Below are 21121 nucleotides of genomic sequence, written 5' to 3' on the forward strand. Positions count from 1 at the left end.
TTCCAACATTTAATTTGTGGATAGCCTCGGACGCGCCCTATGCTGGCCTCGCATCCCCTGCGGCGCACCGGACGGTGCGGCTTACGGCACGGGGCAGAACAACAAATCGAGACCGTCCATGTCGAATCACTCCTACTTCGCCCCTCACGGAGGGCACCCGGCTCAGACCGAGTTGCTGACTGACCGTGCCATGTTCACCGAAGCCTATGCCGTCATCCCAAAGGGTGTGATGCGTGACATCGTCACCAGCCATCTGCCGTTCTGGGACAAGATGCGCATGTGGGTCATTGCCCGACCGCTGACCGGTTTTGCCGAAACCTTTTCACAGTACATTGTCGAAGTCGCCCCTGAAGGCGGCAGCGAGCGGCCCGAGCTGGACCCCAATGCCGAAGCGGTGGTGTTTGTCGTTGAAGGCGAAATCGACATCACCGTCGAAGGCAAACACCATACCTTGGTGCCCGGTGGCTACGCGTTTCTCGCCCCCGGTGCTGACTGGAGCCTCCGTAACAACAGCAAGGCCAACGTCACCTTCCATTGGCTGCGCAAGCACTATCAAAAGGTTGAGGGCCTAGCCGCGCCTGAATCCTTCGTCACCCACCGTGACAACGCGACCGTCATCGAAATGCCAGGAACCGAAGGCCGCTGGGTGACTACGCGCTTCGTCGACATGGCTGACATGCGTCATGACATGCACGTCAACATCGTCACGTTCCAACCCGGCGGCGTGATTCCGTTCGCCGAAACCCACGTGATGGAGCACGGTTTGTATGTGCTGGAAGGTAAAGCGGTGTATCGCCTGAACCAAGACTGGGTAGAGGTCGAAGCCGGCGACTTCATGTGGCTACGCGCTTTCTGCCCACAGGCCTGCTACTCCGGCGGTCCAGGTCCGTTCAGCTACCTGTTGTACAAGGACGTGAACCGTCATGTGCACCTGACGCTGAACCCGCAGCGTTGACGCACTGATCCCATTTGCGGCCGATCATCTTGAGTGGGGTTGAGTGTGCACCAACCCCACACGCATCCGCCCAGAGTCAGGCCCGTAAACGAGGCGACGCCTTTTGCGGCGCTAGGCGCCCCAGACGCTGCCCTTCCTTGAGCTTTCCAAGCAGGCCAATCAGATCGCGAGAACTGTTCAGGCTGTCCAGTCGCACGTCGGTCAGTGTCACGCAGTCGGCAAGGCTTGAGCCCGTGCCAAGCCGGATGGTCAAGCTCACGCCATCGCGACTACTGACCTCGCACCGGTCTGGCAGGCAGGCTTGCTCGATCAGTTGACGCATTTCCAGCATCGAAACGCCACTCAGAGACATTGTCAGACCCTCACAACTGTGGATGGCCAGATGAGGGATTACGCCATCCACCTGTCCTTTGCCAATGGATATTGCCTGTGAGCTAACACGTGATTATCAGGGCGGCTAATTGAGCCGCGCGAATCACACGCTACGCCTTAACGGATGAGCATCACGCGACCCTGTTAGTTCGAGCACTCTTCCTGGCCAGGTGACGGACGGCCGAACAGGACTCAGTTCACCGTTCCGGCGCCGATGTCGACGCGGGTATCTTGCCGAAGCGCCCAGCGTGAAAATCGTCGAATGCTTCGGCGATCTGCGCTTGCGTATTCATCACGAACGGCCCATAGCCAACGATGGGTTCGTCAATGGGTTCACCACTGAGCAGCAATAGCGAAACATCCTGCTGCGCCGCCACACGAACGTTTTCGCCCTCACGTGTGAGCAGCACAAGCTCGCCGTCGGCGGCTGGCTGTGAATCGTTGACGCTTAGCGCACCGTGTAACACGACCAGTGCAGCGTTGCGTCCGGTGCTGATCGGCAACTGCAGGGAAGCGCCTGCATCAAGACGGATATCCCATACATCCATGGCGGTGAATGTCCGCGCCGGGCCGCTGTATCCTTCATATTCGCCAGCAATCACGCGCAGGCTGCCGGCGCCGTGCGCCAGTGACACGCGGGGGATATCTTGGTCGAGCAATGTCTGATAGCCCGGCGCTGCCTGCTTGTCGCGGGCGGGCAGATTGACCCACAACTGAACCATTTCCAGCGTGCCGCCCTGCCGAGCGAACGCCGGTGAATGAAACTCTTCATGAATGATTCCATCCGCCGCGGTCATCCACTGCACGTCGCCCGGGCCGATCAGCCCGCCAGCGCCCGTGGAGTCGCGGTGCTCGACCTCGCCCTGATAGACGATGGTGACGGTCTCAAAGCCGCGGTGCGGGTGCTGCCCGACACCGCGACGCGCCTCAGTGGGGGCAAATAGGTGGGGACCGGCGTAATCGAGCAGGAGAAATGGGCTGACATGCGCAGCCTGCCGATCATAGGTAAAAAGGCTGCGCACGGGAAAGCCATTGCCTACCCAGTGCGGCTGTGGGCTTCGTTGCACACTCAGAACCTGTTTCATGGGAAAACTCCTCATTTGGCTGCGGATCAGTCTACCAACCCAGGCAATGGGTAATTAGCCGCTCAAAGCAGCTTTAATAGTCCTATCAGCAGGACAATGGGCGTGAACGTGTTTCCCATATCGATCGCGAGCTCGAGCCGCGACACCGTTGCAATTGACCTCCACCTGTCCCAAGCTCTGCACTCCCGAGTTCACGGAACAGCTGATGTCCATCCGTCACCGTTACCTGATCGCGCTGCCGCTCGCGCTGGCGGTTCTGGCCGCGGCCATCCTTGTCGTGTGGCGAACTCCCGCATCCTCGCCTCCCGGCCCACCTGCCGAACGCTACGCCAAAGCGTTACGGCAGGCCCATGCCGGACTGCCAGGCGCCGCTCGGGTGCTCTATCAGCAACTCCAGCGGGACGATCTCACCCCGATCCGTCGGGCTGCGCTGTACAACGAGTTACCCAATTACCCTTCCCCCCAAGCGCTCAAGCTGGCCAAGCAGGACCTTGAGCACGGTGATCCTTTGGTCCGGCGCGCAGCCATTGGCAGCATTCGACGCCTGTTGCCACCCGCCCAGCGCAGCCTGGTGCTGGGGCCGTTGCTCGAGGATGAAGAGCAAAGCGTGCGCTTCGCCGCCGTAGACGCGTTGATGGGCCTGGATCCGGACGCCATCGGCCTGTATTTCCGCCCTTTGCAATCAGCGCTCGAGCAGTACCAGCAAGCCCTCGAGCAACAGCCAGACGATGCCCAGGCCCAGACCCATCTGGCGCGGCTGTACTTGCACGAGCGAGACTTCCCAAGTGCCGAAGCCGCCCTCGCCCGCAGCCTGAGATTGGCGCCGCAAGATCCGGACGCATTGGCAACCCAGGTGCGACTGCTAGAGGCCATGGACCGGCACGATGCGTCCCGCGAAGTACTCGCACAGGCGTTGGCACTGCGTCCAGACTCCGCATTTCTGCAGTATGAGCTCGGTCTCTGGCTGTTACGCCACGGACAACGCGAGTATGCCCTGCTTGCCCTATCGCGCGCAGTCGAACTCGAACCTGACAACGCCGACTACCGCTACACCTTGGCCATTACCCTGCATGACCTTGAACAGGTAGAGGCCGCGCAAAAGCAGCTGGAAAACCTGCTGGATCGCCAACCCGCCAATCGCCGTGCGCGGGTGCAACTGATCCGCTACTGGAAAGAGACTGGGCAATTGCAGAACGTTCAGGTATTGCTCGCCGAACTTGAGCGGCAAAATCCCGACGATCCTTACCTGCAACAGAGCTTGTAGCCCTTTCTTACAAGCACTTTGAACCCTGACAGAAAACAGGCGGTCCAGTGAGTATCGGCTCGCTGAATGCCCTATTGCATCAGGCCGCCCCTCGCTCGGGAGATTGGTCTTGTCAGGTTTACTGCCCTACGACGAAAGGGCGCTCATTCTGGCGCCACAGCACGTTGCCGCTAAGGCCTCGAAGATGCTTTCGGGCGGGGGCATCACGTGCCTGTGCACCACTGACAACCAACGTCTTGGGGTGTGGCTCAGTGAGGGCGCAGCGCTGGTCTTGGTCGATGAGCAGGTGCTGTCCACTGATCAAAGATCCCCACTGCAGCAGTTTGTCGACGCCCAGCCAAACTGGTCTGATTTGCCAATCTTGATGATGATGAAGACAGGCAGCGGCTCGGCGCTAGCACAGAGCCTTGGCAATCTGTCTTGCTTGTACCATCCCTTCGATGAGGCACAGTTACTGAGCTTGGCTGAACAGGCAATGCGCACCCGAAAGCGTCAATATCTTGCCCGTGAGGCATTGCGCGAACTCACCGATCGGCTTGAAACCTATGCGGCGCGTGACGACAACACTCTCGAGCATAGGCGCAAAATGGATGCCATTGGTCAGCTCGCTGGTGGTTTCGCCCATGATTTCAATAACTTGCTGACCAGCATCGGGGGGAGTTTCGAACTCATCGAGCGACGATTACAAAAGGGCCGCCTCGAAGACCTGGACAAGATTGTGCGTATGGGTCGTGACTCAGTGGCGCGCGGAGCCAAGCTGACACACAAGTTGTTGGCATTTTCCTCTCGCCAATCGTTGCAGAAACAAACACTCGAGCTTAAGACGCTGCTTGATCCTCAGCGACTGCGTGCAATCGTGCCCGAGTGCGTTCAGCTTGTGCTGAACGTGCCGGAGGATTTATGGGCCCTGCAAGCAGACGCTCAACAGTTGCAGGAATCGTTGGACAGCCTGTTATGCAACGCCTGTGAGGCCATGCCCAATGGTGGCAAGCTTACTGTCCAGGCGTGCAACGAGCATATCGATGCGCTGTGTTTTCCGCAAAGCGGTCTGAATACCGGCGATTACGTCCGCTTGAGCGTCATCGACACCGGCCAAGGCATGTCACAGATCACCCTCGATCATGCGTTCGAACCGTTTTTCAGTACTAAACCTGTTGGCCAAGGAATAGGTCTGGGCTTGTCGATGGTGTATGGGTTCAGCCGGCAATCCCATGGATATGTCACCCTGCGCAGCCGAGTAGGCCATGGCGCTCAAATCGATCTGTACCTGCCTCGGAGCCTGGCAGCCCCCGCTCCCGCCACATTGCGCCGTCGCCCTGGCAGCACCGAGGGCCCCATACTGATCGTCGAAGATGACCGCGATGTCCGCGCACTGCTCTATCAGTCCTTGACCGAAGACGGGCTTTCTTGCCTGACTGCCCACGACGCCACACAAGCGCTGCAGATGCTTGGCTCCGACACGCAGGTGTCCCTGCTGCTCAGCGATGTTGGGCTGCCGGGGATGAGCGGCCGCCAATTGGCAGAAATCGCGCGGACGCTACGTCCAGGCCTGCCGATCTTGCTGATCACCGGCTATGCAGAGACCGCTATTTCCCGAGATGATTTTCTCGATCCGGGAATGCATCTGATGTGCAAACCGTTCGAACTGCAGCAGCTTCGTGATCAGATCCTCAAGATGCTCGCTGACCACTGATACAGGCTATTCATCCAGCATCTGGTAGACCTTGCCGACCAGGTTTTCCAGCGAAAACGGCTTGAGCATCAATGCAGTACCCGGTTTTCCAAGCAAACTGCGCTCCAGCGGTTGCTCGGTGTAGCCGGTAATGAACAGCATTTTTTGCGTTGCCCTGGTCTGGCGGATCGCCTTGCCAACCTGCCGCCCACTCATGCCTCCCGGCAGACCGATATCGGTAATGACCAAGTCGTAGGGGCCGTCCTGCTCATAGCACGCCAATGCCTGCGCCGCGTCACCCGCCTCGTGCACCTCGAAACCGTTATCTACCAGCACCTCTCGCATCAATGCCCTGAGATTGAGCTGATCGTCGACCAACAGTATCCGTTCCCCGTGCCCAAGCTTGCGTTCACAAGCGCGTATATCGGAGTCGCTGGCCGGCAAATCACCCGGATACCGGGCAAATAGCAAAGTCACTACGGTACCGTCACTGGGACTGGACTCGATCCACACATGACCGCCTGACTGGTGGACGAACCCGTAAACCATCGCAAGCCCCAGCCCAGAGCCCCGACCTTTCGGTTTGGTGGTGAAAAACGGCTCGAACGCGCGGCTGAGGATCTCTGCCGGCATGCCGGTACCCCCGTCTTCGACAAGAATGGCGACATAGTCTCCGGCCGGTATGCTTTCTCCATGCAGCGTCCGAGCCGGCAAGCGCTCGTTCGACGTGCGAACGGTCAGCACGCCCTGCTCAGCCGCCGCATCCCGCGCGTTGCTGCACAAATGCAGCATGGCGATCTCCAACTGGGCGCAGTCCACCCGTATTGGCCACGGCGCAACATCCAATTGCCAGTGAACTTCGAAATCCGGGCCTAGCGCCTGATGCACGAGCGGTTTCAATTCCAGCAGCAGGGTATTGACGTTCACCGGGCGCGGCTGCAACGGCTGGCTTCGGGCAAAGGCCAGCAGCCGGTGCGTAAGGGCCATGGCACGCTGCACTGAGTCGCGCGCGACGTGGACGTACTCGTCGATGCGCTCCATTCGACCTTGGCCCATCCGTCGCTGGAGCAACTCCAAGCTCCCTCCGACGCCGGCCAGCAGATTGTTCATTTCGTGGGCCATTCCACCTGCCAGTTGGCCCACGATTTCCATGCGCTGATTGTCACGGAGCAGGCCTTCGGCCTCGCGTACGATACTGGAGCGCTCCTGGGTGATATCACGCCCAACTGCCACCAAAACGTCGCCTTGTGAGCGGGCGCTCCAGCACATCCAGCAATAATGCCCATCTCTGTGCTTGAGCCGGGACTCGACTTCATGGACCGCCTTTCCCTGTAACAAGTCGGTGATGGCCAACCTGACCTCCGCGCGATCACCGGGATGAACCAGGTCCACCAGGGCAACGGTATCCATGCCCTGCACGTCCCATCCCAGTACCCGTTGCCAGGCTTCATTCGCAGCCAGAAGCGTAAGCTCACGGCTGACGACGACCATCGCATCGCGCGCCATTCGCCAAAGATGATCGCTGCTGGGCAGATATTGCCCCACCTGATGCTCGAAACCCTGCGCCTGCTCGCGCCACTGCCTGACCTGCTCCATGCTGGCGGTGTTGTCGATCGCCGTGTGCAGGAGCCCGGCCACTGCACCTTGCTCGTCACGCAGTGGAGCGTAGCCAAAGGCGAACCAGGCAGGGCCATCATGTTCATGGCTGTTCAACTGAATGGGTGCATCAATGAAATTCGCACGCCCCTCCAGTGCCTGGAAGACCCAGGGGCCGATACGCGGCCACTCCTCGTGCCACAAGAGATCAAAGCGCATGCCGAGTGATTGCTTGACACCGGGCAGAAGCGCCATGTAGCTGCGGTTAGGTATCAGGGTGAGCGCTCGACCCCATACCAATGCACACGGAAATGGCGACAAAAGCATGATATCCACCGCCACTCGCAGTGACGGCGGCCATTGCGTCAAGGCACCGAGCGGTGTCGGCCCCCAGTCGAAACGCGTGATGTGTTCGCCCGCCATTTGTGCAGAACAGGAAGCTGCCGCTAGGTGAATCACCTGTGTAGCACCCATACGAGCCGCTTTGCCAGCGTTCACGGAACAGACTCCCGTTCTAGCATGACGACGAAGATGGGGTAGCGGAGCAGAGTTTCCGGGTCCATGGCAACTCCTGGGCAGTATTGAGGTGGTTTTGAGCCTAGCACATGGATCGCCAGCGCCGCCTGGCAGGCGCGCGTCCACCGTTGGCTCGGGGCGGTAGGCGTAATCAATCCCACGCATTGAGCATGCCTTGCTTCATACGCTACAGATATGACCTACAGCGTGGCCCCAGACACAGCCTTAGGCTCTTGGAGTCCTCCACTATCGGATTAGGAAATCAATGAGCATATCAAGGCATCCAAAGCATCAAAGCCGTCGCATGGTCGCTCTGGCGATCGCACTGCTGATCGGTGCTGCGCCACTGATCTCTGGGCTGCTCGTCATGAACTATCAATTGAATAAACGCTTGGAGCAAAGCGCAAAGATCGCCGTAGACGAAGCATTGTTCACGTTCGACCGTCTGTTCGATGGTCTGCGCGCCGCAGCAGTACTCGCCCTGCCGTCAGGGACAAGACCCTGCCAGGACATTCAGAACAGACTCGCCGCCCAGGTCGCAGGCAACCCTAGACTGCAATCGCTGATCGTCAATCAGGGCGCGGGGCGAATATGTCGCAGCATGGAGACCATGGAACTACCCGACTTTGCCCCGGACCAGACCCTCCGGTTGATCTTCGATTCGACCGCGATACCCGATGGCGCACTGGTCGCCTATCGCTTGGTCAACGGCGACCGCTCAGTCGTCGCCACAACCTATGGACTGGAAATACGCAACGAACTACGCGCTTTCAAAAATGGCCTGCGTCTGATCGTTGAAGTCGGCGATCAGTACATTTGGACAGAGGGCGACAGCCGTGACCAAACACGACCCTCAATGTCGGAGTTCTTGGAAGGCGGTGTTTCCAAGAAGTACGGATACCGAATAAAAGTCGGCTATCCGCAGGGCTTCACTGCCGCGGAAGCACGCCAGGCAAGAAACAGCGTGCTCCCCTCACTGGTGCTGATCAGTGCACTCACTTCTGCCGTCGTGATCTGGAGCCTGCGTAATCGAAGGGTCAGCATCGACGGTAAAACCGCCAGTCGGCGACCGGCGGCTTGACCCGACACGTGTGATCACTCGGCGCTCAGCACGCCTCGACGAACCTGATCACGCTCGATGGATTCAAAGAGCGCTTTGAAGTTTCCTTCTCCGAAACCATCATCTCCCTTGCGCTGGATGAACTCGAAGAACACGGGCCCCATCAGGGTTTCGGAGAAAATCTGGAGCAACAGGCGCTTGTCCCCCGACACCGATGCGCCGTCGAGGAGAATACCTCGAGCTTTGAGTTGATCGACCGGTTCGCCATGCCCTGGAAGACGCTCCTCGAGCATTTCGTAGTAAGTCTGGGGAGGCGGCGTCATGAAGCGCATGCCAATACCTTTCAGGGCATCCCATGTTTTGAGCAGATCGTCGGTGAGGAAGGCAACATGCTGAATGCCCTCTCCGTTGAACTGCATAAGGAACTCCTCGATCTGTCCGGAGCCCTTGGAGGACTCCTCGTTGAGCGGAATGCGAATCATGCCATCAGGTGCGGTCATGGCCTTGGAAGTGAGGCCGGTGTACTCGCCCTTGATGTCGAAGTAGCGAATTTCCCGGAAATTGAACAGCTTTTCGTAAAAACCGGCCCAATAGGCCATGCGCCCGCGATAGACATTGTGAGTCAAGTGATCGATCACCTGCAGTCCCGCCCCAACCGGATTACGATCGACACCCTCGATGAAGTTGAAGTCGATATCGTAGATCGAGCTGCCCTCTTCGAAGCGGTCGATCAAGTACAGCGGTGCACCACCGATACCCTTGATCGCCGGTAGGCGCAATTCCATGGGACCGGTTTCGATCTCAACCGGCTGCGCGCCGAGCTCCAACGCTCTAGCGTAAGCGTCGTGCGCGTTGCGCACGCGAAACGCCATGCCGCATACCGACGGGCCATGCTCGGCAGCGAAGTACGCCGCGATGCTCTTGGGCTCATTGTTGAGAATCAGATTGATGCCGCCCTGGCGGTACAGGTGCACCTCTTTGGAACGGTGGGTAGCCACCTTGGTGAAGCCCAATGCTTGGAACACGGGCTCAAGAACGCCAGGGGTGGGGGAAGCGAACTCGATGAACTCGAAGCCCATCAGGCCCATCGGGTTTTCGAAAAGATCTGCCATGTCGTTATCCTCAGCTGTAACAGAATGAATATGCTCGAATGCGTGGGATGTCAGACAGGACAGGCGGCGAGCAGGGAATTCCCCTGACGCTGCGGGCGAGAAAATCACCGATGAGAAGCTTGAATCCGTGATACGCCATAGCAATGTTCTCGGCTGAGTCGGTTCCCCAAAACGGGAAACCTTATTCTTGTATTCGTAACTTGATTCTACAGGGCGTAATTTCCTTTGTCGCGCACTCGTTCAGTGTGCGGGCGCATCACCGACTATTCTTGTGCTGTCGGCAGCCACTCACCTCAAGACTCACATGCCTCTCACGCTTGAACGTCAACGTCATCGAACCTGGCGGGCTCTGCTCCCTTGGACGGTTGGCGCGCTGCCGCTGCTGTGCGGATTAGTCCTGCTAGAGTGGCAAGTCGAGCGTAACCTGCACGAGCGCAGCGTGGCCACGGCACGACAGGTGGTCAATCACGTCGAACGCGTTCTCGACAGCGTGTTGGCGGCAGCGAAGAGCCTGGCGCCGCTGGCAGGCCGCCCTTGCGCAGAGGTGACGCTCGCACTGCGCGAGCAGGTGACGCGCAACGCGTTCATCCGCTCGACCAACCTGTTCGCCAACGACATACTTTATTGCTCGTCCCTGTTTGGCGCTATTCATGAGCCGGTCGAAGCCCAGCGCTACACTGAAGGTCAACTGTGGTTGATGGATGGAAACACGGTCACGCCCGACCATGCGCTACTGGTCTATCGAATCCACCAGGCTGGGCGTGGCGTTCTGCTCACGGTGGATGGGGATCACCTCGTTACCGCCTTGCAGTTGATTGCCAATGACGAAGCCCTGCAGATTCAGGTCGGCACGCACTGGATGGGTGCCGACGGTCGGGTGCACATTTCAAAGCCGCCTTTGACAGGCAGCACGCCAATATCGCTGTATTCCTCCCGCTATCCGTTCGGTGTACATGGCGGCTATCGCGCACATCAATCGCTGCGCACGCTCTACAGCCACTATCCAGCGCTGCTCGCCCTGCTGTGTGTCATCGGCGCATTTATCGGCATGACCTGCCATTGGCAACTGCGCCGGGCGTCCTCGTCACGCAGCGAATTGGACAGGGCGCTGCAGGCCGACGAGTTCACCCCGTATTTCCAGCCCGTGGTGCGCACAAGCGACTATCGCTGGGCCGGGGCTGAGGTGCTGATGCGCTGGCAGCACCCGCGCGAGGGGCTGGTGCCCCCTGACCTGTTCATCCCTTATGCCGAGCACAGCGGGCAGATCGTACCCATGACGCGCGCGTTGATGCTGCGCACCGCCCAAGGTCTGGCCCCCTATGCCGCCTTCATGGATGAAGGCTTTCACATCGGCATCAACATCACCGCCGATCATTGCCAGGACTTCACCCTGCTCGACGAGTGTCGCGCCTTCCTCGGCTTCTTTCCCCCAGGACGGGTGCTGCTGACGCTGGAACTGACCGAGCGCAAGCTGCTCGAAGTCACGCCCACCACCCTGGAGCTGTTCGAAAAACTGCATGAAATGGGCGTAAAGATCGCCTTGGACGACTTCGGTACCGGGCAATCCAGCCTGAGCTACCTGCGTCAGTTCCACATCGATTATCTGAAAATTGATCAGAGCTTCGTCGCCATGATCGGCGGCGACGCGCTCTCGCAGCACATCCTCGACACCATCATCGAGCTATCGCGCAAGCTGGATCTGGCGGTGGTCGCTGAAGGGGTGGAAACCGAGGCGCAGCGGGATTACCTGGCGCGACATCAGGTCGATCTGCAGCAAGGTTACCTGCATGCCAGGCCCATGCCACTGGAGGCCTTTATCCAGGCACTCGCCGCACGTTCCTCAAGCGGCCGGTTGCCCCCGGACACCCCCGCTGCCATCATGCCCGGTTGATCGGTCCGTTCACTCTCCAGCTATCGAGGCTTTCGTGTCAAAAGGCATCATCTCGTCCGTCATGGCGTCCTGTCTGTTCGCCGTGATGTATTTCTACACCTCCCTGCTTGCTCCGCTCGACGGCGAGGAAATTTTTGGCTGGCGAACGTTGCTGACCCTGCCGTGCCTGACCCTGTTCATGCTGCTGAGCAAGGACTGGCGCCATGTCGGCGAACTGTTGACACGGATTCGCCAGACACCCGCCCTGCTGCTCGGCATGATCGGCACTTCATCGCTGCTGGGCATCCAGTTGTGGCTATTCCTGTGGGCACCGCTGCATGGGCGCAGTCTGGAAGTATCGATGGGCTATTTCCTGCTGCCCCTGGCAATGGTGCTCACGGGCAGAGTGGTCTATGGCGAACGTCTCTCACGCCTGCAAAAACTGGCCGTGGGCTGCGCTGCCCTAGGCGTTGGCCACGAGTTGTACCAGCATGGCAGCTTCGCCTGGGAAACCTTGGTGGTGGTGGTGGGCTACCCGATTTACTTCGTCCTGCGCCGACGCTGCCGCACCGACCACCTGGGCGGTTTGTGGTGCGACATGTGCCTGCTGCTGCCCTGGGCCCTGTACTTCGTGATCGAGGGCCCCCTGACAACGGCCGACCTGGCCGCCCATCCTGGATTGTATGGGCTGATTCCCCTGCTCGGTGCGATCAGCGCCTCGGCGCTGATCGTCTACGTGCTGGCCAGCCGCTTACTGCCCTTTGGCCTGTTCGGTTTGCTCAGCTACGTCGAACCGGTGCTGCTGGTTGGCGTGGCACTGCTGCTGGGCGAAACCATCACCTCGGATCAGTGGCTGACCTATCTGCCGATCTGGGCCGCCGTACTGGTCCTGGTGCTCGAGGGCATCAAGCACCTGCGTCAGCGTCGGCGGGCGGTGTAAGGCGCACCTGGCGCACCCGGCGCTCCTGCACCGCCATCACCGTCATGCGCCAGCCATTGCAGTCGAGCTGATCGCCGACCATCGGCAGGCGGTCGAGCAGGCTCATCACCAGTCCGGCGAGGGTCTGGTAATCCTCGGTGGCGCGGGCGGCGAAGCCGGTTCGCGCCTGCACCTGGGTCAGGTTCAGCGCCCCGTTGACGACGAACCCATCGACCTCCTGGACGATCTCCGGCCCCGCCACCTCACTGGCATCGGGAAGCTCACCGGCGATCGACTCAAGAATGTCGGTCATGGTCAGCACGCCGGTGAAATCACCGAATTCGTTGATCACGAACGCGATGTGCGTCGACTGTCCTCGCATCTGCTCCAGCGCATTGAGAATGCTGAAGCTCTCCAGCAGGTTCAGCGGCTGGCGCACCATACGCTCAAGGTCCGGGGTGCTACCGGTCAGCAATTCCTTGAGCAACTCCTTCTTGTGAATGAAGCCCAGAGGCTCGTCGATGCGACCGTCACGAATCAGCGGCAGCCGTGAGTAAGGCGAGTTGATCAGCGTCTGCGTGATCATCTCGGCCGACTGCGCCAGGTCCAGCGCATCGACTTCGGTGCGCACGGTCATCACGGTCCGGATCGGCCGCTCGGCGAGGTTCAGCACACCGCTGATCATCACGCGCTCGCGGCGGTCGAACAGCACCTGTTCTTCACCGCCTTCGACCAGATCGGCGATCTCCTCGCCCAGTTCGTCAGCCTCGACACGACGCCCGCCCAGCAGGCGCAGCACCGCGTGGGCGGTGCGCTCGCGCAGCGGGCGGTGCTGTTGCAGGCTGCGCTTGCGACGAGCCCGGGCCAGTTGGTTGAACGCCTCGATCAGGATCGAGAAACCGATCGCCGCATACAGATAGCCCTTGGGAATGTGGAAGCCCAGGCCTTCGGCGGTCAAGCTGAAGCCGATCATCATCAAGAAGCCCAGGCACAGCATGATGACCGTCGGGTGGGCGTTGACGAAACGGGTCAGCGGCTTGCTGGCCACGATCATGATGCCGATGGAGAAGATCACTGCGATCATCATCACCGACAGATGCTCGACCATGCCCACGGCGGTGATCACCGCATCCAGCGAGAACACCGCGTCCAGCACCACGATCTGCGCGACGATCGGCCAGAAGGCCGCGTGACGAGCGCCAGCACTGCTTTGGGCGACATGCCCTTCAAGGCGCTCGTGCAGCTCCATGGTGGCTTTGAACAGCAGGAATACGCCGCCAAACAGCATGATCAGATCTCGACCTGAGAAGCTCTTGCCCCATACCTCGAACAGCGGCGCAGTGAGCGTCACCATCCACGAGATCGAGGCCAGCAGGCCAAGGCGCATCACCAATGCCAGCGTCAAACCAATCACCCGGGCGCGGTCACGCTGATGCGGGGGCAGTTTGTCGGCCAAGATGGCAATGAACACCAGGTTATCGATACCCAGCACCAGTTCCAGCACGATGAGTGTCAGCAGGCCCAGCCAGGCCGTGGGGTCAGCTAGCCATTCCATCAGCAGGTACTCTCGGGGAACGCGTCAGGACGACGCATGAAGGGCGGCCGGGACGGCCAGGGACTGGGGGGCTCCGCGAAGGTGCTCATAAGGGCCTTAAGTGTAATTTGGGATGTCGATCCTACAATCGAAGCAGGTTTTTCTGACAGCGGGAAACTATTACAAAAACTGTAACCGGTCGCTGAGCACTTTCGTTCAATACGCCGCAGTGCCCCCTGCAAGAGCATGGCCGCTTCATAGAACAACGAGGACGCCTTCCATGAGCCTGTCACTGTCCATGGCCGCTTTCGCCTTGGCCGCTTCGATTTCCCCAGGCCCTGTCAACATCGTCGCGCTGGGCAGCGGCGCGCGACACGGTCTGCGGGCCAGCCTGGGACACGCCGCCGGTGCCAGCCTGGGCTTTTGCCTGTTGCTTGTGCTGATCGGCCTGGGCCTGCACGAACTGCTGCTGCGTTGGCCACTGCTCAATCGTCTGCTGCACTGGGGCGGTGTGCTGTTCTTGCTGTACATGGCCTGGAAGCTGGCCAGCGACAGGGGCGAGTTGCACACCGGGCACCAGAGCCAGGCGCCTTCGGCTTGGCACGGCGCGGTGATGCAGTGGCTCAACCCCAAGGCATGGCTGGCCTCGGTGGCCGGAATCGGCGCCTATACTGGCGGCGATCACCAGTTGCTGTGGCTGTTCACCTGGTTGTACGCGCCCATTTGCTTTGTGTCGGTCGCCAGCTGGGCCTGGGCGGGCAGCATGATCAGCCATTACTTGGGCAATGCCCGGAACATGCGCCTGTTCAATCGGCTACTGGCGGGCTTGCTGGTGGTCAGCGCGGCGTATCTGATGCTGGCCTGAAGGGCTGGATCACCGACCGCTGCGGTAATGTCCAGGCGTTGCCGCCACGTGCTGCTTGAAGGCGCGTTGCAAATGCGCCTGATCGGCGAACCCGGCCTCCAGCGCCACTTCGGCGATGCCCCGCCCCCGACGCAGCTCAGCCCGCGCATGCTGCACACGCTGATCGATCAGGTAACCATGCGGGGTGAGGCCGAAGCGACGGCGGAAGGCACGAATCAGATAGGCCCGCGACAATCCCGCTGCCGCGCAGATGTCTTCGAGGCTCAACGGATCGAGCCGATGGGCGCGAATAAAGGCCGCTGCGGTTTCCAATTGGGGATGAGCCGATAGCGGCCGTGGCTCGGGCACCTCCAGATACATCGGCAGCGCCCTGAAGAACGTCTTCAGCATTGCCTCGGCGTTCACGGTGTGGCCGTCGAACAGTTGCCCGAACACCTCCAGCAAGTGCCCATAAAGACGGGGACAATCACTCCACGTCGCCACTGGCAGCACGAACCCCTGGGCCTGTAGCCAGGGCAGATCCACATACAGCATCAGGTACGACCATCGCTCATCGGCGATGGGGTTACACGCGTGGACTGCACCCGGGTTCATCAGGACGGTGGCACCCGCTGCCAGTTCTCGCCATTGGTGACCATTGAGATAGGTACTGCGCCCGCCCGTCACCACGCCGATGGAAAAGCCCTCATGGGAATGCGGGCCATAGCAGACTTCACGACCATCCCCGACCCGCCGCGCTTCGACGAAGGGCAGTGCTGGATCGCGCCAGAATTGCGAGTGGGTGCTCATACCCACTTCCCAAGATCGCTCGGCAGGGCTGTGCAACCTGAAAACGTGAGCGCACGACCCTTGCGGGACCGGCGATACAGGGTTTGAGATCTGATCATGGCAGGACAGTCGGAAGGCTCATGGATTCGGCACAGCATAAGCCTTTGGCTGGCAATGTCACCTCCTCCCTTTGGCGTCAGGCCGGCGCGGTCATGCCGATGAAGTGAGCCAATTCCGGCGTCCTCGGCGCGGCGAACAGCGCTTCGGGATCGCCCACCTCGTGCACCTTGCCCTGGTGCATGAACACCAGTTTGTCGCCCACTTCCCGAGCGAAGCGCATCTCGTGGGTGACCATGACCAGGGTCATGCCCTCGCGGGCCAACTGGCGCACCACACCCAGCACCTCGCTCACCAACTCCGGATCCAGCGCCGAGGTGATCTCGTCGCACAGCAGCACCTTGGGCGACATCGCCAGGGCTCGGGCGATGGCCACCCGCTGCTGCTGTCCGCCGGAAAGACGGTCCGGATAGGCGTCGAACTTCTCGGCCAGGCCAACTCGAGCCAGCATCTGCCGGGCCAACGCCTGCGCCTCGGCGTTGCCGGCCTTCTTCACCACTTGCGGTGCAAGCATCACGTTCTCACCGACCGTCAGGTGCGGGAACAGGTTGAACTGCTGGAACACCATGCCAACCTTCTGGCGCAGTGCGCGCAAATCGGCGCGACTGGCATCGAGATATTCGCCATCCACTTCGATCACCCCGTCACTGATCGATTCCAGACCGTTGAGGGTGCGCAGGAAGGTGCTCTTGCCCGAGCCGCTGCGGCCGATGATGGCCACCACTTCACCTTCTTCGATGCTCAGGTCGACGCCCTTGAGCACATGATTGTCACCGTAATACTTGTGCAGCGCGGACACTCTAAGCAGCGGCATGCAGCCTCCTTTCAAGGTAGCGGGCGCTCAGCGAGAGCGGATAACAGAGGATGAAGTAGCCGAGCGCGACCAGGCCGTAGACCATGAACGGCTCGAAGGTGGCGTTGGCGATCATGCCACCGGTCTTGGTCAGCTCGGTGAAGCCGATGATCGAGGTTACAGCGGTGCCTTTGACCACCTGCACCGAGAAGCCCACGGTCGGCGCAACGGCGATACGCAGGGCCTGCGGCAGGATCACGTGGCGCAGTTGCTCCAGACGGCTCAGCGCCAGGCTTTCGCTGGCCTCCCACTGCCCTTGCGGGATCGATTCCACGCAGCCGCGCCAGATCTCGGCGAGAAATGCACTGGTGAACAGGGTCAAGGCAATGGCCGCCGCCGCCCAGGCCGAAACATCGACACCGAACAACGCAATGCCGAAGAACACCATGAACAGCTGCATCAACAACGGCGTGCCCTGAAACAGTTCGATGTAGGCACGCGCCAGCCGCCGTGGCAGGGCGCGCTCGGAGATCCGTCCGATCAGCACCAACAGTCCGGCCAGGCCGCCGCAGACGAAGGCCACCAGCGATAACGCCAGGGTCCACTGCAACCCCACCAGCAAGTTGCGCACGATGTCCCAGAAGGTGAAATCCATTCAGCGTTTCCCCATCAGCAGACGCTGGCCGAGCCAGTTGAGCAGTTGGCGCACGACGATGGCCATCAGCAAATACAAGGCGGTGGTCAGCAGGTAAGTTTCAAAGGCGCGGAAGTTGCGCGACTGGATGAAGTTGGCCGCGAACGACAGCTCCTCGGTAGCAATCTGCGAGCAGACCGCCGATCCGAGCATGACGATCACGATCTGGCTGGTGAGCGCCGGCCAGACCTTGGCCAGGGCCGGGCGCAGCACCACGTGCCGGAACGCCTCGAAGCGACTCATGGCCAGCGCTGCCGCGGCCTCCAGCTGGCCCTTGGGGATCGCCTGGATACCGGCGCGAATGATCTCGGTGCTGTAGGCGCCGAGGTTGACCACCATGGCCAGCACCGCGGCTTCCCACTCGTTCAGGCGAACACCCAGTGCCGGCAGACCGAAGAAGATGAAGAACAGCTGAACGATGAACGGCGTGTTGCGGATCAGTTCCACGTACACACCGAACAGCAGGTCGAACGGGCGCAGGCGCCAGGCCCGCACGCCCGCACCGACCACACCGATGGCAAGGCCAAGCACCGTACCGATGGCGGTCAGCTCCAGAGTGAACAGTGCGCCCTTGAGCAGCAGGTCGCTCTGGGCGAGCACGGGCGCGAAGTCGAATTGATAGGCCATGGTCCGAGAGTCCGCCTGGCGCTTAAAGGTCGGCTGGCAGCGGTTGCTTGAGCCACTTCTCGGCGTTGCGGTTCAGGCTGCCGTCGGCCTTGGCGGCAGCCAGTGTGCTGTTGACCTTGTCCAGCAATGCCGGCTCGTGCTTGGCGACGCCGACGTAGACCGGCGAGTCTTTGAGCTTGACCTTGACCACCGGCACCTTGGCCGGGTTCTTCTCGGCGATGGCCGCCATCACCACGCTGCCACTGGCGATCAACTGTACTTGGCCGGACAAGTAGGCGGCGATGGTCGAGTTGTTGTCCTCGAAGCGTTTGATCACCGCGTCTTTGGGTGCGACGGCGCTCAGCGCCATGTCCTCGATCGAGCCGCGGGTGACGCTGATGGTCTTGCCGGCCACTGCGCCGATGTCGTCGATCGCCGCGTCGGCCGGACCGAACACCGCCAGGTAGAACGGCGCGTAGGGCTGGGAGAAGTCGATCACCGCTTCACGTTCGGCATTCTTGCCCAGGCTGGAAATCACCAGGTCGACTTTACCGGTGGTGAGAAAGGGAATGCGGTTGGTGCTGTTGACCGGCGTCAGCGCCAGCTTGACGCCCAGTTTGTCGGCCAGCAACTGCGCGGTGTCGATATCCAGCCCGCGCGGCTTCATGTCGGGGCCAACCGAGCCGAAGGGCGGGAAATCCTGGGGCACGGCGACCTTCAGCACGCCACGGGCAGCGATGTCGCTCAGGGCATCGGCCTGGGCGGGTGTGAGCGTCAGGCCCGCACTGCAGAACAGGGTGGCCAGGAGCAGGGAGCGGAACGTCGTCATGGAAGGCCTCGCGGAAAGTCGAATGGGTGTGCGCTGCAGGCCATTGCAGGCAGCATGCCAGCTCGTCCTGAAATCGACCGCGAGTGCGCGTGGCGCGGGTTCTACAAGGTCTTACTGGTCTGAACAGTTGAGCTCTAGATCTCACTCGGTCGGCCTCGTGCGCCCTGCTTTCGTGCGCTGTAATCCGCGCTGCGCCAGCTTGGCGCAAGGCTTGCCAGCACCGGCAGATCGCCGTACAACGTCAGCGTCATCGCCCTCCTACCGGTCTGAACAGCATGCTCGACACCCTCCCCCGCGCCGTACCGGAACTCGCCCTGCAGGCCATCCGCAAGCTCATCGACGAAGGCGGTTATCAACCCGGCGACGCCCTGCCCTCGCAACGCGACCTGGCCGATCGCCTCGGCGTCAGCCGGGCCTCCCTGCGCGAAGCCCTGTCCTCGTTGAGCGCACTGGGTCTGATCAGCGTGCAGGCCGGCAAAGGTGTCTTCGTGCAGAGCCCGGCACCGGGTGGATTCGCCTGGCCCTATGCCGAGCAAGTGTCGGCGGCCGATACCTTCCAGATGCGCTATGCCCTGGAGGGATTTGCCGCCGGCCAAGCCGCGCTGGCCCTGACCGCCGATCCGCTGGACCGGCTTCGGGCCAACGTCGAGGCCATGCGCGTGGAGCTGCGCGCGGGCCGCTTCGAGGCGGCGGCGCGACTGGATTTCGAGTTCCACCAGGCGCTGCTGCAGGCCTGCGGCAATCAGGCGATGCTGCAGGTGATCACCAGCAGCCGGGAGATCTTCCTGGAAAGCCAGAAGCTGCCCTTCAGTCGTCCCGAGCGGGCCATGGAAACCTGGCAGGAACACCGCACTATCCTCAAGGCCCTCGAACGCCGCGCCCAGGCCGCCGCCCAGCGGGCCATGCAAGCGCATATCCGCAACGCCGCCTCGCGCACCGGGGTGGTGTTCACGGTTTGAATAGCGTTGGCGCCCGGATCGGTCCAAACGGATATCTGGGTGTCGTGCTCAAGGATGCGGCGGTCGACGCGCTGAGGTGTACTGCACCTGATAACCAGACGACAGGGCATGATCCTGTCCGCCCCCATCAGGCTGCCTACGCCAACCGGAGCACGTGCCCATGTCCGCATCCCATGAGGTATCCCCCGCCACCCTGCGCCGCGTGATTGCCGCCTCGGCCATCGGCAACTTCGTCGAGTGGTTCGATTTCGCCGTATACGGCTTTCTCGCCACACTGATCGCCAGCCAGTTCTTCGCCAGCGAGGATGCCAGCGTCGCCTTGCTCAAGACCTTCGCCGTATTCGCCGTCGCCTTCGCCCTGCGCCCGCTGGGTGGCATCGTCTTCGGCGCGTTGGGCGACCGCTTGGGACGCAAGCGTATCCTCTCGCTGACCATCCTGTTGATGGCCGGCTCCACCACACTGATCGGCCTGTTGCCGACCTACGCCAGCATCGGCATCGCCGCCCCGGTATTGCTGACGCTGGCGCGCTGCCTGCAAGGTTTTTCTGCCGGAGGCGAGTATGCCGGCGCTTGCGCTTACCTGATGGAGCACGCCCCACGTGAGCGCCGGGCGTTCTATGGCAGCTTCGTGCCGGTCTCGACGTTTTCCGCGTTCGCGTGTGCAGCCGTGATCGCCTACGGCCTGGAAGCCAGCCTGAGCAGCGATGCCATGAACGCCTGGGGCTGGCGCGTACCGTTCCTGATCGCCGCGCCCCTGGGTCTGGTGGGCCTGTACCTGCGTTGGCGCATGGAGGAAACGCCGGCCTTCCGCGAGGCGCTGGCCGAGGGTCGCCAGCACGAGCACTCGCCGCTGAAGGACACCCTGCGCCACCATGGCCGAGCTATTCGCAACCTGGGGGCCTTCATCTCGCTGACGGCGTTGTCGTTCTACATGTTCACCACCTACTTCGCCACGTACCTGCAGATGGTCGGTCATCTCAGCCGTGCCCAGTCGCTGCTGGTGACCACGGTGGCACTGCTGTTCGCTGCCGCCGGATGCCCGCTGGCCGGCGCGTTGTCGGACCGCATCGGCCGACGTCGGACCATCGGTTTCACCTGCCTGTGGGTAATGGTCTGCGTATTCCCCGCCTACTGGCTGGCAAGTTCCGGCTCGATGTCCGGCGCCCTGTTAGGGGTGATCCTGCTGGCAGTCGGCGCCTTGTCCAGTGGTGTAGTGACCGCTGCCTTGCTGTCGGAGAGCTTCCCGACCCGCACCCGCTACACTGCGTCGGCGATTACCTACAACGTGGCCTATACCCTGTTCGGCGGCACCGCACCGCTGGTGGCGACCTGGCTCATCACCCAGACTGGCAGCAGCTTGGCGCCGGCTTTCTATCTGGTGGTGATTGCTTTGGTTGCGTTGGTCGGTGGATTGGCGCTGCCGGAAACCTCACGCGTTTCACTGGATGACGAAACACTCGGCGGCCCATCGACGACCCGTGGGCGAGCCAACGCGTTGTAACGAAAGAAGGGGGCGTTGGCTACGCCCCCTGTTT

General features: G+C 61.3%; 19 protein-coding genes. 9 read left to right on the forward strand and 10 right to left on the reverse strand.

Annotation, left to right across the window (positions count from 1 at the left end):
- Window positions 1-118: 118 nt before the first annotated feature.
- The gene (locus Q7C30_RS01520) at window positions 119-955 is read left to right on the forward strand and encodes a bifunctional allantoicase/(S)-ureidoglycine aminohydrolase (RefSeq protein ID WP_317870398.1); all 837 of its coding nucleotides are present in this window, start codon (window positions 119-121) and stop codon (window positions 953-955) included.
- A 76-nt stretch (window positions 956-1031) separates the two neighbouring features.
- Here Q7C30_RS01520 and Q7C30_RS01525 read toward each other — a convergent pair whose 3' ends face one another.
- Entirely contained in the window at window positions 1032-1307 is a 276-nt protein-coding gene (locus Q7C30_RS01525; protein ID WP_317870445.1) for a DUF1652 domain-containing protein, read from the reverse strand.
- Window positions 1308-1524: 217 nt separating this feature from the next.
- Window positions 1525-2412: a pirin family protein gene (locus Q7C30_RS01530; RefSeq protein WP_317870399.1), complete on the reverse strand. Its 888-nt coding sequence runs from the start codon at window positions 2410-2412 to the stop codon at window positions 1525-1527.
- Window positions 2413-2617: 205 nt separating this feature from the next.
- Between Q7C30_RS01530 and Q7C30_RS01535 the strand changes: the two genes are divergently transcribed.
- The gene (locus tag Q7C30_RS01535) at window positions 2618-3676 is read left to right on the forward strand and encodes a tetratricopeptide repeat protein (protein ID WP_317870400.1); all 1059 of its coding nucleotides are present in this window, start codon (window positions 2618-2620) and stop codon (window positions 3674-3676) included.
- A 109-nt stretch (window positions 3677-3785) separates the two neighbouring features.
- Window positions 3786-5369, forward strand: coding sequence for a response regulator (locus tag Q7C30_RS01540; protein ID WP_317870401.1), 1584 nt, complete (start codon window positions 3786-3788; stop codon window positions 5367-5369).
- Window positions 5370-5375: 6 nt separating this feature from the next.
- Here the strand turns inward: Q7C30_RS01540 and Q7C30_RS01545 are convergent, their stop codons facing one another.
- On the reverse strand, window positions 5376-7442 hold the full coding sequence (locus Q7C30_RS01545) for an ATP-binding protein (RefSeq protein ID WP_317870402.1): 2067 nt from the start codon (window positions 7440-7442) through the stop codon (window positions 5376-5378).
- Between the two features lie 322 nt (window positions 7443-7764).
- Here Q7C30_RS01545 and Q7C30_RS01550 point away from each other — a divergent pair, with 322 nt between their 5' ends.
- Window positions 7765-8541 carry a CSS-motif domain-containing protein gene (locus tag Q7C30_RS01550; RefSeq protein WP_317870403.1) on the forward strand — a complete coding sequence of 259 codons (777 nt, stop codon included), beginning with the start codon at window positions 7765-7767 and terminating at the stop codon, window positions 8539-8541.
- 14 nt (window positions 8542-8555) lie between these two features.
- Here the strand turns inward: Q7C30_RS01550 and hppD are convergent, their stop codons facing one another.
- The gene (hppD, locus tag Q7C30_RS01555) at window positions 8556-9632 is read right to left on the reverse strand and encodes a 4-hydroxyphenylpyruvate dioxygenase (RefSeq protein ID WP_029612588.1); all 1077 of its coding nucleotides are present in this window, start codon (window positions 9630-9632) and stop codon (window positions 8556-8558) included.
- A 304-nt stretch (window positions 9633-9936) separates the two neighbouring features.
- Here hppD and Q7C30_RS01560 point away from each other — a divergent pair, with 304 nt between their 5' ends.
- Both Q7C30_RS01560 and rarD read left to right on the forward strand, forming a co-directional pair.
- Window positions 9937-11523, forward strand: coding sequence for a cyclic diguanylate phosphodiesterase (locus Q7C30_RS01560; protein ID WP_317870404.1), 1587 nt, complete (start codon window positions 9937-9939; stop codon window positions 11521-11523).
- 34 nt (window positions 11524-11557) lie between these two features.
- Window positions 11558-12442, forward strand: coding sequence for an EamA family transporter RarD (gene rarD, locus Q7C30_RS01565; RefSeq protein ID WP_116888190.1), 885 nt, complete (start codon window positions 11558-11560; stop codon window positions 12440-12442).
- On the opposite strand, the gene Q7C30_RS01570 is transcribed toward rarD, so the two are convergent.
- On the reverse strand, window positions 12408-13976 hold the full coding sequence (locus Q7C30_RS01570; protein ID WP_039577642.1) for a TerC family protein: 1569 nt from the start codon (window positions 13974-13976) through the stop codon (window positions 12408-12410). The genes rarD and Q7C30_RS01570 overlap by 35 nt on opposite strands.
- Before the next feature lie 259 nt (window positions 13977-14235).
- On the opposite strand from Q7C30_RS01570, the gene Q7C30_RS01575 reads away from it, so the two are divergent.
- The gene (locus Q7C30_RS01575) at window positions 14236-14820 is read left to right on the forward strand and encodes a LysE family translocator (protein WP_029612585.1); all 585 of its coding nucleotides are present in this window, start codon (window positions 14236-14238) and stop codon (window positions 14818-14820) included.
- A 9-nt stretch (window positions 14821-14829) separates the two neighbouring features.
- Here Q7C30_RS01575 and Q7C30_RS01580 read toward each other — a convergent pair whose 3' ends face one another.
- The 5 genes from Q7C30_RS01580 to Q7C30_RS01600 form a co-directional block, all read right to left on the reverse strand.
- A complete protein-coding gene (locus Q7C30_RS01580; protein WP_317870405.1) occupies window positions 14830-15609 on the reverse strand; it encodes an AraC family transcriptional regulator in 780 nt (259 codons plus the stop codon).
- A gap of 175 nt (window positions 15610-15784) precedes the next feature.
- On the reverse strand, window positions 15785-16519 hold the full coding sequence (locus tag Q7C30_RS01585) for an amino acid ABC transporter ATP-binding protein (protein WP_317870406.1): 735 nt from the start codon (window positions 16517-16519) through the stop codon (window positions 15785-15787).
- A complete protein-coding gene (locus Q7C30_RS01590; protein ID WP_029612583.1) occupies window positions 16506-17153 on the reverse strand; it encodes an amino acid ABC transporter permease in 648 nt (215 codons plus the stop codon). Before Q7C30_RS01590 ends, Q7C30_RS01585 begins: the two co-directional genes overlap by 14 nt.
- Window positions 17154-17819, reverse strand: a complete 666-nt coding sequence (locus Q7C30_RS01595; protein WP_116888185.1) for an amino acid ABC transporter permease — start codon at window positions 17817-17819, stop codon at window positions 17154-17156.
- A 22-nt stretch (window positions 17820-17841) separates the two neighbouring features.
- Window positions 17842-18627, reverse strand: coding sequence for a transporter substrate-binding domain-containing protein (locus Q7C30_RS01600; RefSeq protein WP_317870408.1), 786 nt, complete (start codon window positions 18625-18627; stop codon window positions 17842-17844).
- Between the two features lie 275 nt (window positions 18628-18902).
- Between Q7C30_RS01600 and Q7C30_RS01605 the strand changes: the two genes are divergently transcribed.
- Together Q7C30_RS01605 and Q7C30_RS01610 are read left to right on the forward strand one after the other, a co-directional pair.
- Entirely contained in the window at window positions 18903-19586 is a 684-nt protein-coding gene (locus Q7C30_RS01605; RefSeq protein ID WP_304484929.1) for an FCD domain-containing protein, read from the forward strand.
- A 160-nt stretch (window positions 19587-19746) separates the two neighbouring features.
- Entirely contained in the window at window positions 19747-21087 is a 1341-nt protein-coding gene (locus Q7C30_RS01610; protein ID WP_317870410.1) for an MFS transporter, read from the forward strand.
- The last annotated feature ends 34 nt before the right edge of the window (window positions 21088-21121 follow it).

The sequence above is a fragment of the Pseudomonas sp. RAC1 genome (assembly GCF_030658255.1).
In the GTDB taxonomy this organism is placed as follows: domain Bacteria; phylum Pseudomonadota; class Gammaproteobacteria; order Pseudomonadales; family Pseudomonadaceae; genus Aquipseudomonas; species Aquipseudomonas boreofloridensis.

What these genes read in the sequence shown, in the direction of transcription:
- Q7C30_RS01520 (WP_317870398.1), top strand. Translation starts at nt 119, where the DNA reads ATGTCGAATCACTCCTACTTCGCCCCTCACGGAGGGCACCCGGCTCAG.
- Q7C30_RS01525 (WP_317870445.1), bottom strand. Translation starts at nt 1,307, where the DNA reads ATGTCTCTGAGTGGCGTTTCGATGCTGGAAATGCGTCAACTGATCGAG.
- Q7C30_RS01530 (WP_317870399.1), bottom strand. Translation starts at nt 2,412, where the DNA reads ATGAAACAGGTTCTGAGTGTGCAACGAAGCCCACAGCCGCACTGGGTA.
- Q7C30_RS01535 (WP_317870400.1), top strand. Translation starts at nt 2,618, where the DNA reads ATGTCCATCCGTCACCGTTACCTGATCGCGCTGCCGCTCGCGCTGGCG.
- Q7C30_RS01550 (WP_317870403.1), top strand. Translation starts at nt 7,765, where the DNA reads ATGGTCGCTCTGGCGATCGCACTGCTGATCGGTGCTGCGCCACTGATC.
- hppD (WP_029612588.1), bottom strand. Translation starts at nt 9,632, where the DNA reads ATGGCAGATCTTTTCGAAAACCCGATGGGCCTGATGGGCTTCGAGTTC.
- Q7C30_RS01560 (WP_317870404.1), top strand. Translation starts at nt 9,937, where the DNA reads ATGCCTCTCACGCTTGAACGTCAACGTCATCGAACCTGGCGGGCTCTG.
- Q7C30_RS01570 (WP_039577642.1), bottom strand. Translation starts at nt 13,976, where the DNA reads ATGGAATGGCTAGCTGACCCCACGGCCTGGCTGGGCCTGCTGACACTC.
- Q7C30_RS01575 (WP_029612585.1), top strand. Translation starts at nt 14,236, where the DNA reads ATGAGCCTGTCACTGTCCATGGCCGCTTTCGCCTTGGCCGCTTCGATT.
- Q7C30_RS01580 (WP_317870405.1), bottom strand. Translation starts at nt 15,609, where the DNA reads ATGAGCACCCACTCGCAATTCTGGCGCGATCCAGCACTGCCCTTCGTC.
- Q7C30_RS01585 (WP_317870406.1), bottom strand. Translation starts at nt 16,519, where the DNA reads ATGCCGCTGCTTAGAGTGTCCGCGCTGCACAAGTATTACGGTGACAAT.
- Q7C30_RS01590 (WP_029612583.1), bottom strand. Translation starts at nt 17,153, where the DNA reads ATGGATTTCACCTTCTGGGACATCGTGCGCAACTTGCTGGTGGGGTTG.
- Q7C30_RS01595 (WP_116888185.1), bottom strand. Translation starts at nt 17,819, where the DNA reads ATGGCCTATCAATTCGACTTCGCGCCCGTGCTCGCCCAGAGCGACCTG.
- Q7C30_RS01600 (WP_317870408.1), bottom strand. Translation starts at nt 18,627, where the DNA reads ATGACGACGTTCCGCTCCCTGCTCCTGGCCACCCTGTTCTGCAGTGCG.
- Q7C30_RS01605 (WP_304484929.1), top strand. Translation starts at nt 18,903, where the DNA reads ATGCTCGACACCCTCCCCCGCGCCGTACCGGAACTCGCCCTGCAGGCC.
- Q7C30_RS01610 (WP_317870410.1), top strand. Translation starts at nt 19,747, where the DNA reads ATGTCCGCATCCCATGAGGTATCCCCCGCCACCCTGCGCCGCGTGATT.